Source organism: Ensifer sp. 2TAB8, assembly GCF_052115125.1.
Taxonomy (GTDB): Bacteria; Pseudomonadota; Alphaproteobacteria; order Rhizobiales; family Rhizobiaceae; genus Ensifer.
On sequence record NZ_JBFRGB010000011.1, the window covers coordinates 40,296 to 52,834 of the forward strand.

11 protein-coding genes are annotated in these 12,539 nt (G+C 63.4%); 9 read left to right on the forward strand and 2 right to left on the reverse strand.

The features are described from left to right. Positions 1-42 precede the first annotated feature (42 nt). Genes AB4Z53_RS18775 through AB4Z53_RS18785 form a run of 3 tightly spaced genes read left to right on the forward strand, consistent with a single transcriptional unit; the run spans position 43 to position 4,193 of the window. Positions 43-2,277: an ABC transporter permease gene (locus tag AB4Z53_RS18775; protein ID WP_441597071.1), complete on the forward strand. Its 2,235-nt coding sequence runs from the start codon at positions 43-45 to the stop codon at positions 2,275-2,277. An 8-nt stretch (positions 2,278-2,285) separates the two neighbouring features. Next, positions 2,286-3,347, forward strand: a complete 1,062-nt coding sequence (locus AB4Z53_RS18780; RefSeq protein WP_043622955.1) for an ABC transporter ATP-binding protein — start codon at positions 2,286-2,288, stop codon at positions 3,345-3,347. A 33-nt stretch (positions 3,348-3,380) separates the two neighbouring features. Further along, the gene (locus tag AB4Z53_RS18785) at positions 3,381-4,193 is read left to right on the forward strand and encodes an inositol monophosphatase family protein (RefSeq protein ID WP_441597073.1); all 813 of its coding nucleotides are present in this window, start codon (positions 3,381-3,383) and stop codon (positions 4,191-4,193) included. On the opposite strand, the gene AB4Z53_RS18790 is transcribed toward AB4Z53_RS18785, so the two are convergent. Together AB4Z53_RS18790 and AB4Z53_RS18795 are read right to left on the reverse strand one after the other, a co-directional pair. Beyond that, positions 4,194-4,979 carry a slipin family protein gene (locus AB4Z53_RS18790; RefSeq protein ID WP_113538554.1) on the reverse strand — a complete coding sequence of 262 codons (786 nt, stop codon included), beginning with the start codon at positions 4,977-4,979 and terminating at the stop codon, positions 4,194-4,196. A 54-nt stretch (positions 4,980-5,033) separates the two neighbouring features. Next, positions 5,034-6,386 carry an NfeD family protein gene (locus tag AB4Z53_RS18795; RefSeq protein ID WP_441597076.1) on the reverse strand — a complete coding sequence of 451 codons (1,353 nt, stop codon included), beginning with the start codon at positions 6,384-6,386 and terminating at the stop codon, positions 5,034-5,036. A 251-nt stretch (positions 6,387-6,637) separates the two neighbouring features. Here AB4Z53_RS18795 and AB4Z53_RS18800 point away from each other — a divergent pair, with 251 nt between their 5' ends. The 6 genes from AB4Z53_RS18800 to AB4Z53_RS18825 all read left to right on the forward strand — a co-directional run bounded on the left by AB4Z53_RS18800 (position 6,638) and on the right by AB4Z53_RS18825 (position 12,538). After that, on the forward strand, positions 6,638-7,327 hold the full coding sequence (locus tag AB4Z53_RS18800) for a DUF2161 domain-containing phosphodiesterase (RefSeq protein WP_441597078.1): 690 nt from the start codon (positions 6,638-6,640) through the stop codon (positions 7,325-7,327). 19 nt (positions 7,328-7,346) lie between these two features. After that, positions 7,347-7,715 (forward strand): YbaN family protein, encoded by a 369-nt coding sequence (locus tag AB4Z53_RS18805; protein WP_441597080.1) that lies wholly within the window; start codon positions 7,347-7,349, stop codon positions 7,713-7,715. Positions 7,716-8,158: 443 nt separating this feature from the next. Beyond that, positions 8,159-8,638 carry a GNAT family N-acetyltransferase gene (locus tag AB4Z53_RS18810; RefSeq protein WP_113538550.1) on the forward strand — a complete coding sequence of 160 codons (480 nt, stop codon included), beginning with the start codon at positions 8,159-8,161 and terminating at the stop codon, positions 8,636-8,638. Between the two features lie 23 nt (positions 8,639-8,661). Next, the gene (locus tag AB4Z53_RS18815) at positions 8,662-9,684 is read left to right on the forward strand and encodes a glycoside hydrolase family 3 N-terminal domain-containing protein (protein WP_441597082.1); all 1,023 of its coding nucleotides are present in this window, start codon (positions 8,662-8,664) and stop codon (positions 9,682-9,684) included. Positions 9,685-9,724: 40 nt separating this feature from the next. Further along, positions 9,725-11,374: an ABC transporter substrate-binding protein gene (locus tag AB4Z53_RS18820; RefSeq protein WP_441597084.1), complete on the forward strand. Its 1,650-nt coding sequence runs from the start codon at positions 9,725-9,727 to the stop codon at positions 11,372-11,374. A 186-nt stretch (positions 11,375-11,560) separates the two neighbouring features. Then, on the forward strand, positions 11,561-12,538 hold the full coding sequence (locus AB4Z53_RS18825; protein WP_441597316.1) for an ABC transporter permease: 978 nt from the start codon (positions 11,561-11,563) through the stop codon (positions 12,536-12,538). Position 12,539: the final 1 nt, after the last annotated feature.

Consider the following 12,539-nt stretch of genomic DNA (forward strand, 5'->3'; position numbering starts at 1 on the left):
GATGCCACATCATCTTTCATTTCAAATTGCGCGAGGACCGTCATGGAACATCGCAACCGCAGGCTCGACCTCACGCTCGGGCTCGGACTGGCCGCATTCTTGGCGGTCCCCTGGTATCGCATCGAAGGCGGCTTCTTCGGCCTCGGCTGGCTTGCCGATTTCCCAGGAGATCCGGCCGTTGCCCCCGGCCTGATGCAGATCTTCGCCCATGGTAAGCCGTGGCTGATCGCGGCGCTGGTGCTGCTCGGCATCTGCGCTGCAGCACGCTTTGTCCGCGATCCCGCCCACCGCGGGCTTCTGCTTGCCATCGCTGGCGCAACCGGCGTCCTCTATCTCGCCCTCCAGGGGCTCGCGATCGGCTTCACCGGCTGGACCTGGACGTTCAGCGAGACCCTGTTCGGGCCACTTTCGGACGGTCAGCCGTCGATGGGCGCGGGTTCCGTGCTTCTGGCACTTGCCTTCATTCTGATGTTCGCCTTCGGACTTGCCGAGCGCGGCGTGCTGAAGGGCGACGCCTTCATCGTGGCGGCGATTTCCCTGCTCGTTGCCCTCGCGATCGTCTTCGTCTTCTACCCGGTCGGCAGCATGTTTGCAGCGTCCGTCCAGGATTTCGATGGTTCGTTCAAGCCGGACGGGTTCATCCGCAACATCCAGGACGCCTCGATCTGGAGTTTGAGCTGCGTCGTCGGCGAGGGCCGCTGCGGCGTCGCCTGGCGAACCCTGTGGCTGGCGCTGATGACCGCATCCGGCTCGACGCTGCTCGGCCTTGCCTTCGCGCTTGTCGCCACCCGCACCCGCTTTCCCTTCAAGAAGGGCATGCGACTTCTGACGGTGCTGCCGATCATCACGCCGCCCTTCGTCATCGGCCTCGCGCTGACCCTGCTCTTCGGCCGCGCCGGCGTCGTCACCGAGTTTCTCTCGGACGCCTTTGGTATCGAGCCCGGCCGCTGGCTCTATGGCCTCACCGGCATCTGGATCGCCCAGGTCCTTTCCTTCACTCCCATCTCGTTCCTCGTGCTGATCGGCGTCGTGGAAGGCGTCAGCCCCTCCATGGAAGAAGCGTCGCAGACGCTGCGCGCCGATCGTTGGCGCACCTTCTGGACCGTCTCGCTGCCGTTGATGAAGCCTGGCCTCGCCAACGCCTTCCTTATCGGCTTCATCGAAAGCATGGCCGATTTCGGCAATCCGCTGGTGCTCGGCGGCAGCCATGGCGTGCTCTCGACCGAAATCTTCTTTGCCGTCGTCGGCGCGCAGAACGACCCGTCCCGCGCGGCCGTGCTCGCCATCATCCTTCTCTGCTTCACGCTCACGGCCTTCGTCGCGCAACGCTACTGGCTTGCCGGCAAGAACTATTCGACCGTGACCGGCAAGGGTGACTCCGGTGCCCACAGCGCACTACCACGCTCCATCTCGATCGGCGTCCACGCGATCGTCATCCCCTGGATGATCTTCACCGTCGTCGTCTACGGCATGATCCTCTTCGGCGGCTTCGTGAAAACCTGGGGCCTCGACAATTCGCTGACGCTCGATCACTACGCCAAGGCCTTCTCGATCTCGTTTGCCGACGGCGCGATCGCCTGGACCGGCGTTGCCTGGAACTCCTTCTGGACGACCATGGAGATCTCGCTGATCGCAGCTCCGTTGACGGCGCTGGTGGGGCTGCTCACGGCCTATCTCATCGTGCGCCAGCGCTTTGCCGGCCGCGACGTCTTCGAGTTCGCACTGATGCTGAGCTTTGCCATTCCCGGCACGGTCATCGGCATCAGCTACATCATCGCCTTCAACCTGCCGCCGCTCGAAATGACCGGCACGGCGCTGATCCTCGTCGCCTGCTTTGTCTTCCGCAACATGCCGGTCGGCGTACGCGGCGGGATTGCGGCGATGAGCCAGCTCGACAAGAGCCTCGATGAGGCATCGCTGACCCTTCGGGCAACGAGCTTCCGCACGCTGCGCAAGGTCATCCTGCCGCTTTTGAGGCCGGCCATCGTCGCTGCCCTCGTCTATTCCTTCGTCCGGGCGATCACCTCGATCAGCGCCGTCGTCTTCCTCGTCAGCGCCGAATACAACATGGCAACCGCCTACATCGTCGGCCTTGTCGAAAACGGCGAGTTCGGCGTGGCGATCGCCTACTCCTCGGCCCTCATCCTGGTGATGATCACCGTCATCACCGGCCTGCAACTCCTCGTCGGCGAACGCAAGCTGAGGCGCGAAAACCGCGTCCTCGGCGCCGCTCCGGCCCGTTCGTCCAACACCATCTCCCAGGAGAAAACTGCATGAGCACCTCCATGAACACCCCGCGCACCGGCTCGGTCGTCTTCCAGAACGTGCGCAAGCAGTTCGGCAGCTTCACCGCCATCCACGACCTGTCGCTCACCATCGAGCCGGGCACGCTGGTGACCCTGCTCGGCCCCTCCGGCTGTGGCAAGACGACGACGCTGCGCATGCTGGCCGGCCTCGAACACCCGTCCGCCGGCCGGATCCTGATCGGCGGCAAGGACGTGACCATGCTGCCGGCCAACGAACGCGACGTGTCGATGGTCTTCCAGTCGTATGCGCTGTTCCCGCACATGTCCGCGCTCGACAATGTCGCTTACGGGCTGGAATCCTCGGGGATCAAGAAGAAGGAAGCCCGCGAGCGTGCAGAGGAAGGCCTGCAGCTCGTCGGCCTCGGCGGTCTCGGCCAGCGGCTCCCGGCCGAACTTTCGGGCGGTCAGCAGCAGCGCGTCGCTGTTGCCCGCGCACTCGTGCTCGAACCGCAGGTGCTGCTGCTCGACGAACCGCTGTCCAACCTCGACGCGCGTCTGCGCCGCAAGGTGCGCACGGAAATCCGCGAGTTGCAGCAGCGCCTCGGCTTCACCGCCGTCTACGTCACCCACGACCAGGACGAGGCACTTGCGGTTTCCGATCGCATCATCGTCATGAAGGATGGCGCGATCGCACAGCAAGGCGCGCCGCGCGACCTCTATGAGGCGCCCGCCTCCACCTTCATCGCCGACTTCATGGGCGAGGCCAACGTGCTGCCCTGCGAAGTGACCGCGGCTGACGCCGGCCAGGCGACGATCCGCATCGGCGGATTTGAGCACCGCCTGCCCTCCAAGGGCGCCCGGCCGGGTCCGTCGAAACTCGCCGTAAGGCCGAACGCGGTGACGCTGACGCCGGCCAAGGGTGCTGCCCTTTCCGGCACGATCAGCAGCGCCGCCTATCTCGGCGGCCACGTCGAATACGAGGTCGAAACGCCGGCGGGTCTGCTCTTTGTTGTCGATCAGGCGGTGGAGGAAATGCTATCTCCGGCAACGGAGGTCGCCATCGGTTTCCGCAACCGCGGCCTGGCTTTGATTGACGCATGACTTTTCACAACTGGATACGAGAAGGACACTTGCATGACCGCTGATATTGCCGGCCTCGACGCCCGGTTCGCGCTTGCCAAATCCATGGCCGAAGAGGCTGGCCGGCTCGCCTACGACTATTTCCTGAAGCGCGAAACGCTCGTCATCGAGACCAAGCGCGACGCGCACGACGTCGTGTCGATCGCCGACCGCAACGTCGAGACGCTGATCCGCGACAAGATCGCCGCCGCGTTTCCTGACGATGGCGTGCTCGGAGAGGAGCATGGTCTTCTCGACGGCACATCCGGCTTCACCTGGGTGCTCGACCCGATCGACGGCACCACGCCCTTCGTCAACGGCATGCCTAACTGGTGCGTCTCGATCGCCGTCGTGTATGCGGAAAAGCCCGTGATCGGCGTGATCCATTCACCCTGCCATCAGGAACTCTACGCCGCCGCAGCGGGCAAGGGCGCAACGCTGAACGGCAAGCCGCTTCGTCTCGATGGCACACGCACGATCCGCAACGCCGTCACCGGGCTTGGCGCAAACGATCAGGTGAAACCTGGCGAGATGGGCGCCATCGTCGAGCGCTTGCTCTCGAACGGCGGCAACTTCATGCGCAACGGTTCCGGCGCACTGATGATCGCCTATGTGGCGGCAGGTCGCCTCGTCGGTTACTACGAACCCTACATGCATGCCTGGGACTGCCTTGGCGGCTATTGCCTGGTGACGGAAGCCGGCGGCTGGACGCTGCCCTTCCCGACGCGCGGCGAGGCGCTGACGCATTGGGCACCGGTGTTGGCGGCAGCTCCTGGTGCCGTCGACGACCTGCTGAAGGTCGCCCAGCTTGACCGGGCAGCAGCCTGATCACCCCTGGGTCGAGCCGGTCGGCTTGTCGGGTTTGAAGCCCAGCAGACCGCCGAGCTCCATCGGGAACGGGAAGATGACGGTCGAGTTCTTCTCGCCGGCAATGACGTTCAACGTGCTCAGGTAGCGCAACTGCATGGCCTGAGGCTGCCGCGACAGAATCTCGGCGGCCTCGAGCAGCTTGGTAGCCGCCTGCTGCTCGCCCTCGGCATTGATCACCTTGGCGCGCCGTTCCCGTTCCGCTTCGGCCTGGCGGGCAATCGCCCGGACCATACTCTCATTGATATCGACATGCTTGATTTCCACGGTCGCCACCTTGATGCCCCACGCATCCGTCTGGCTGTCGAGGATCTTTTGAATATCGTCGTTCAACCGGTCGCGCTCGGCCAGCATCTCGTCGAGATCATGTTTGCCGAGCACGGAACGCAGGGTGGTCTGCGCCAACTGGCTGGTCGCCATCATGAAATCCTCGACCTGGATCGTCGATTTCTCGGCGTCGATCACCCGAAAATAGATTACGGCGCTGACACGGACCGAAACGTTGTCATGGGAAATGACGTCCTGGCTCGGCACGTCCAGCACCCGGGTCCTGAGATCGACCCGCACCATCTGCTGCACATAGGGCACCAACAGTATCAAGCCCGGCCCCTTGACGCCGGTGAACCGGCCAAGAGTGAAAACCACGCCGCGCTCGTATTCGCGCAGGATCCGGATCGAATAGGCGATGACGAGAATGATAAGCACCAGCAACGCGGCAAAAGGAGCAAGGCTCCCGAACATGTCCATGACCATTCCTCCATTCCGGGCGCTTTAACCGGGGCCCTCACCGGATCCGCGGTGCTATGCCTTTTGCCCGTCGCGGATCACTTCGAGCGTCAGTCCGTTCCGCCCGATGACCTTCACATTCTCGCCTCTCGACAGCGTTTCCGTGCTGACGGCCTGCCAGCGCTCGCCGTGGGCGTAGACGTAGCCGCCGGCCCCCGTCCAGCTATCGACCGTACCGGCGAGGCCGATCATCTGTTCGCCGCCGGTCACCACCGCATGACGGCGCGAGCTGAAAGCGAGCCGAGCGACCAAAAGACTGAAGCCGAGGCTTGCAACCGCAAGCGCTGCCAGCACGGACCAGGAGACCGCGAAACCCGGCGTATCCGTGTCGAAGAGGATGGCCGCGCCCAGGACCAGTGCGAAACTGCCGCCGGCGCCGAGCACGCCGAAGGAAGGCGAATGCGCCTCGGCGACCATCAATCCGATCCCGAGCAGGATCAGCCCGATGCCGGCAAAGCTGACAGGAAGCACCGAGAGCGCGTAGAGCCCGAGCAGCAGACTGATACCGCCGATCGTGCCCGGCGCCACCGACCCCGGAGACAGGAACTCGAAGATCAGACCATAGATGCCGATCATCATCAGAATGACCGCGATATTGGGATCGGTGATCACCGTAAGCAGCCGGGTGCGCCAGTCGGGCACGAAGTCTTCGGTTGCAAGTCCCGCCGTATCGAGCACGATCTCCCGCTGACCCGCATGCACGGTCCTGCCGTTTGCCTGTTTCAAGAGATCGGCGATCGTGGTGGCGGTAAAATCGACGACCTTCTCCCGAACAGCCGCTTCGGCTGAGAGGCTCGCAGCCTCGCGCACCGCCTTTTCGGCCCAATCGACATTGCGCCCCCGCAACTCCGCCAGCCCGCGGATATAGGCCACGGCATCATTGACCATCTTCGCCTCGGCAGCGCTCTGCGCCGGCCGCTGTTTGTCGCCGTCCTTGCCGGTATCGCCGTCCTTACCCTGACCGAACATGTCGCCGCCGATCGCAATTGGCGTCGCAGCGCCGAGGTTCGTACCCGGCGCCATGGCTGCGATATGGCTGGCATAGAGGATATAGGTGCCGGCGCTCGCTGCGCGCGCGCCGCTCGGCGCCACGTAGCTCGCCACGGGCACCGGGGAAGAGAGGATCGCGCGGATGATCTCACGCATCGAGATGTCGAGACCGCCAGGCGTATCCATCTGCAGAACCACCAGCGGAAGGCGACGCTCTTCTGCCTTCGTCAGCCCGCGCCTGACATACTCGGCCGTCGCAGGGCCAATGGCGCCGTTGACATGTAGCACCAAGGCGACCCGATCGTTTTCGGCCCGCGACGAAGCTGGAAACGCGAAGGACGAGATCAGAACAAACAACAGCGTGAGGATTCGCAACATCCGTCGTCAAAACCTCGCATGCCCGACGCCTCCGAGGAGGACGCCCATGCAAGCATCATAGCACAACACAAGGTTAGGACGAAGCGAGGTTGCTACTGCATCGGCGGGCTCCGCAGAGCAACGAAGTCAGCCCGCTTTGTCGCTGCGACGTGATGACAAGTCCGGTGATCGGGGTTATCTGCTAGTCTCCTTCACAACGACGTTTCACTGCTTGAGCCTCCCCGATTTCGACAAGAACAGGATTCCCGGGTTTGGAGACGACCCTCTATCAGCCGATCAAGACCTTCCTCGAAACCCGCGGCTACAGCGTCAAGGGCGAGATCGGCGGCTGCGATATGGTTGCGCTCAGCGATGACGAGCCGCCGCTCGTCGTCATCTGCGAGCTCAAGCTGAGCTTCAATCTCGAGTTGATCTTGCAGGCCGTAGACCGCGCCACTGCCGGCGACGAGGTGTGGATCGCCGCCCGCGTGTCGGCCAAGGGGAAGGGGCGCGAAAGCGATCGCCGCTTCCGCGATCTTTGCCGCAGGCTTGGGTTCGGCATGCTATCGGTTGCCGACAACGGCATGGTCGACGTCATTCTTGCGGCCTCCGCAATATTGCCACGCAAGAACAACCGGAAGCGGTCGCGCCTGATCAGCGAGCACCGCCGCCGCAAGGGTGATCCGACCGCCGGCGGCGCCACGCGCTCACCGATCATGACCGCCTATCGGCAGCAGGCCCTGGCCTGTGCAGCGGCCCTGCAGAACGGTGAGCTACGCCCACGCGACCTTCGTGCCGTGGCGCCCGATGCCGCCAAGATCCTGCTCAGCAACGTCTATGGCTGGTTCGAGCGGATCGACCGTGGCATCTACGCCCTGACGGAGGTGGGGGCCGAGGCGCTTCGCCGCTGGCCGCCGGGTGAAACGTCCACGACGGCGTCGGTCGAGACTTCCGAAGCATGACGCTCACCGGAGCCAGCGCATGAATCCCGCCCTTCGCATCCTCTGTCTTTGCCTGGCGTGGCTGATGGTTGGGCTGGGTGTCGTCGGGGCTTTTCTACCCGTCCTGCCGACGACCCCGTTCCTGCTTCTGGCGGCAGGGCTCTTCGCCCGCGCATCGCCGCGATTGGAGCAATGGCTGCTCAACCATCGCGTCTTCGGGACTTCGCTGCGGCTCTGGCGCGAAAGGGGAGCAATCTCCAAACGCGCGAAAACCGGAGCGGTGGGCCTGATGGCCGCAAGCTTCGGCCTCTTCTTTTTTCTCGGCAATCCCAGCCTGACGCTGGCCGTCGTCGTTGCGGCGGCGATGGCGCTTCCCGCGCTGTTCATTCTGACGCGTCCCGCAGAATAGCCATGCAGGCGACAAGCAGGAAAACGATACTTTTCTTCTCAAGAAATACTTGGTCACGCTCGAAATTGGAGCATTCTTCTTAAGCGTACACTTTATGAGCGCATGAATATCGATACTTAGTGTTTTTGTAAATCAAGATATATTTCGAACAACTCAAGAACAAAGTTGTACAAACGTGCAATTTCGAGGGGCGACACGCTCTGCTCTCTCTTCCAGCCGCCTCTCTTCCACCGCCGCCGCCGCGGCCACACAACCGAGAGAGACCGGATTTCGCCCCCATTGCCGCGGTCTCCGGGGCGCTTCATCAGCCGATGTCTGAGGGCGCAAAAAGAAGATAGCGCCCCGAATCTGACGATTGGCGATTGACAAGCCGGGCGGGTTGGCTCCATCTATTGCATTACAAAGGCAGCAATTCCTTAATAAGGGAATATGTGGAGGAGCATATGCCTGACATGCTGGTGAGCTTGTATTCGCCGATCCTCGGTGAACTCAAGCGCGGAACCGAAACCGACAAGGTGACGATCCGTCCCGCCTTGCCGCCGGAAATGGGCCTGGTCGTCGACTGGGTGCGCGCGAATTTCAGCGAAAACTGGGCAAGTGAGGTGACTGTCGCCTTCACACGCCGACCGGTCGCCTGCCTCATCGCGGTCGATGACGGCAAGCTCGTCGGCTTTGCCTGCTATGACACGACGGCGCCAGGCTTCTTCGGCCCGACGGGCGTCGATCCCGTAGCCCGGGGCAAGGGCATCGGCGTCGCCCTGCTATCCGGCTGCCTCGACACCATGAAGACGCTCGGCCACGCCTATGCCTTCATCGGCGACGCGGGCCCCGTCGATTTCTACGCAAAGACCGTCGGCGCCGTGCCGATCCCCGCCCCCGACAAGGGGATCTACCAGGGCATGCTGCGTCGCCCTTCCAAGTAATTTCCATTTATCGGAGCCTCCCAATGTCCTCGACCCCGCTTGCCCTCTTCGTCGGCCTTCCGAACCCCACGCTGTCGGACGACGAATTCGCGCTGTTCCGCGAAACCAACCCGCTCGGCCTCTTCGTCGGCCGCCGCAACCTGCGCGAACCCGGCCAGGTGAAGGTGCTGATCGAGCGTTTCCGCGAAGCGGTCGGCCGCGAAGACGCACCCGTCTTCACCGACCAGGAAGGTGGCCGCGTTCAGCATCTCGACGCCGGTCCCTGGCCGCTGTTCCGTTCTTTCGGCGAATTCGCCGAACTTGCCCGCCACGATTTTGCCCTCGGCAAGAAGGCGCTACGCCTTTCGAGCCAGGCCATGGGCACGATGATGAGCGAGCTTGGCCTGACGAGCGGCTGCTCACCGGTGCTCGACCTCGTCTTCTCAACGACGAGCTCCGTCATCGGCGCCCGTGCCTTCGGCGCCGACCCGGACTTCATTGCAGCACTCGGCCGTGAAGTGGTCGACGGCCTGCTCGAGACCGGCAACATGCCGATCATGAAGCACATTCCCGGCCACGGCCGCGCGACGCTCGATTCACACAAGGAGCGCCCGGTCGTCGACGCCTCGCGCGAATTGCTGACATCCACCGACTTCAAGCCCTTCGTTGCCCTGCGCGACACGCCTTGGGCGATGGTCGCCCACGTCGTCTACTCGGCCTTCGACAAGGAACTGCCGGCGTCGATCTCGCCGATCATGCACGACGTCATCCGCAACAACATGGGCTATGACGGCGTCCTCATCTCCGATTGCATCTTCATGGAATCGCTGCGCGGCACCCTGCCGGAGCGCGTTCGCCAGGTGCTCGATGCCGGCTTCGACATCGCGCTCCACAGCCACGGCGATCTCGCTGAAAGCGAAGCGGCAGCCAAGGCCGCGAGCCCGCTGACCGCCGCCGCCCAGAAACGCATCGGCGCCGGAAAAGCCCGCCTGGGCACGCTGAAGGTCGACGTGCGGGCCGTGCATGCGGAAGTCGAGGACATGTTCAACAGCGCCCTCGTCGCCTGACCGAAAAAAGAAATCCCAGCGATCTAAAAGGGGAACTACCGTGAAAAAATCGCTTCTCGGCGCAGCCACAGCGCTCGCCCTCATCGCCGGCCCGGCCGCGGCACAGACCGTGCTGACGGCCAATATCGAGCCGGCGACCACCTGGGTTCGCAACTTCAACCCGTTCAACCAGACGTCGGCGCGCCAGAGCACGCTCGATTTCATCTATGAGCCGCTCGTCGTCTTCAATCGCTTCGACGACAATAAACCGGTCTTCCGCTTGGCCGAGAGCTTCAAGCTCTCGGACGACCTGAAGTCGATCGAGTTCAAGCTGCGGCCGAACCTGAAGTGGTCGGATGGCAAGCCTCTGACGGCGACCGACGTCAAGTTCACCTACGACTACCTGAAGAAGTTCCCGGCGCTCGATTTCGTCAGCATCTGGACCTTCATCACCGGCGTCGAAGCGGTCGATGCCCAGACCGTGCGGTTCACCCTCGCCAATCCGAGCTCGCTCGCCGCCGAACAGCTGGCGCAGCTGCCGATCGTTCCCGAGCACGTCTGGAAGGATATCGCCGAGCCGGTGACCTTCGCCAACGAAACGCCTGTCGGCAGCGGTCCGCTGACCGAGATCCCGCGCTTCACAGGCCAGACCTACGACCAGTGCCGCAACCCGCATTACTGGGACGCCGCAACGCTGAAGATCGATTGCGTGCGCTTCCCGCAGCTCGCCGACAACAACCAGATCCTGACGGCGACCGCGTCGGGCACTCTCGACTGGGGCGTCTCCTTCATTCCGGATATCGAGAACGTCTACGTCGCCAAGGATCCGGAGCACTTCCACTTCTGGTATTCGCCAAGCAGCATGGTCGCCTTCCTGTTCAACCAGGAAACCGCGAACGAAAACAACCGCAAGGCCTTCAACGACGTGAAGTTCCGCCGCGCCGCCTCGATGGCGCTCGACCGCGGCACCATGGTTGATGTCGCGGGCTACGGCTACCCGACGCTCAACGAAGACCCGGCCGGCATGGGCGAGCTCTACAAGAGCTGGGCCGATCCGTCGATTGCGGCCGACTTCGGCAAGTACGGCAAATACGATGCCGATGCCGCCAAGGCGCTGCTCGACGAAGCCGGATATGCCGACAAGGACGGCGACGGCTTCCGCGACAATCCTGATGGCAGCAAGATCTCTTTCTCGATCATCGTCCCGAGTTCCTGGACCGACTGGATCGATACCGTGACGATCGCCGTCGAGGGCCTGCAGGCCGTCGGCCTCGACGCCAAGATCGAGACGCCGGAAGAGGCCGTCTGGACCGGCAACCTGATCAACGGCACCTTCGACGCCGCGATCAACAGCCTGCCGGCGTCTGCCTCGCCCTACTACCCCTACAAGCGCGCCTTCAGCTCGAGCGACAAGGGCAAGACGCGCTTCACCTCGCAACGCTGGTTCAATCCGGAAGTCGAGGCGCTCTTGACCGAGTTCACCCAGACGGCTGACCCGGCCAAGCAGAAGGAAGCGATGAACAAGGCACAGCGGATCGTGGCCGAGAACATGCCCATGATGCCCGTGTTCAACAACCCGAACTGGTACCAGTACAACACCAAGCGCTTCAAGGGCTGGGCAACGGCGGAAAACCCCTTCGTCAACCCGTCGATCACCCGCAACAACCCGGCGCGTCTCCTGCACCTGCTGGCACTCGAGCCGGTGAAGTAACCCGAATCTGAGGCGTGGCGTTCTCTCCATTTAGCGGGAGTGCGCCACGCCCGGATCCGGCATCCCCGGCGGGCGATGATCGCCCGCCTTGGTTCGTCCGGTCTCCAACCCGGAACGGACCGCGACAAGAAGACAGCCCTGCCGCCTGACGCCCTCTTGCGGCAGCCGCAGTCGATGGAGTTCCCGATGGCCTTTCTGCTTCGCCGCTTCTGCTTCTATCTGGCGGCCTTCGTTGCGGCGGCGACGATCAATTTCTTTCTGCCGCGGCTGATGCCCGGTGATCCGGTGCAGATCATGTTTTCGAGCGCTGGCGCCGAATTGCCGCCCGAAAGCCTGCAGGCCCTGAAACTCACTTTCGGCTTCGTCGACGGCCCGCTCTGGCAGCAATACCTCACCTATCTCGGCAGCATCTTCAGCGGCGACCTCGGCCGCTCCATCAAGTATTTCCCGCTGCCGGTGACGACGGTGCTCGGCAATGCGCTGATCTGGACCGTCGGCCTGATGGGCACGGCGACGCTCGTCAGCTTCGCGCTCGGCACCTTCCTCGGCATCCTTGCCGCCTGGCGGCGCGGCAGCCTGTTCGACGTCATCGTCTCCGTCGGCGCGATCTTCGCGACCTCGGTTCCGGCCGTCGTCACCTCGCTGATCGTCGTTTTCACCTTCGGCTTCACGCTCGGCTGGTTCCCGACCGGCTATGCCGCCGACCCGGCGCTCGATCCGGCCTTCACGCTCGAATATATCGGCAGCCTGCTCTATCACGGCATCCTGCCGATGCTGACGCTCTGTGCCGTTCTGACCGGCGGCTTTGCCGTAACCATGCGCAACAACATGATCAATCTGCTCGGCGAAGACTATATCGTCATGGCCCGCGCCAAGGGGCTCTCCGATACCCGTGTGATGCTCTGGTATGCCGCGCGCAATGCCCTGCTGCCGACCGTGTCGAGCCTTGCGATCGCCATCGGCACGGTGCTTGGCGGTTCGCTGGTGACCGAGGTGGTGTTCAACTATCCGGGCCTCGGCAACATCCTCTACCAGGCGATCCTCGCCCGCGATTACCCCGTCATCCAAGGACAGCTCTTGATCATGACCGCCACCATGCTCGTCGCCAACTTCGTCGTCGATGTCAGCTATGTGCTGCTCGACCCGCGTCTGAAGAGGGCCTGAG

Bases quoted from the DNA above. Each gene is read 5' to 3' on its own strand.
- AB4Z53_RS18790 (WP_113538554.1), bottom strand. From the start codon at position 4,979: ATGGACATGTTCGGGAGCCTTGCTCCTTTTGCCGCGTTGCTGGTGCTT.
- AB4Z53_RS18795 (WP_441597076.1), bottom strand. From the start codon at position 6,386: ATGTTGCGAATCCTCACGCTGTTGTTTGTTCTGATCTCGTCCTTCGCG.
- AB4Z53_RS18825 (WP_441597316.1), top strand. From the start codon at position 11,561: ATGGCCTTTCTGCTTCGCCGCTTCTGCTTCTATCTGGCGGCCTTCGTT.
- AB4Z53_RS18780 (WP_043622955.1), top strand. From the start codon at position 2,286: ATGAACACCCCGCGCACCGGCTCGGTCGTCTTCCAGAACGTGCGCAAG.
- AB4Z53_RS18815 (WP_441597082.1), top strand. From the start codon at position 8,662: ATGTCCTCGACCCCGCTTGCCCTCTTCGTCGGCCTTCCGAACCCCACG.
- AB4Z53_RS18810 (WP_113538550.1), top strand. From the start codon at position 8,159: ATGCCTGACATGCTGGTGAGCTTGTATTCGCCGATCCTCGGTGAACTC.
- AB4Z53_RS18785 (WP_441597073.1), top strand. From the start codon at position 3,381: ATGACCGCTGATATTGCCGGCCTCGACGCCCGGTTCGCGCTTGCCAAA.
- AB4Z53_RS18775 (WP_441597071.1), top strand. From the start codon at position 43: ATGGAACATCGCAACCGCAGGCTCGACCTCACGCTCGGGCTCGGACTG.
- AB4Z53_RS18805 (WP_441597080.1), top strand. From the start codon at position 7,347: ATGAATCCCGCCCTTCGCATCCTCTGTCTTTGCCTGGCGTGGCTGATG.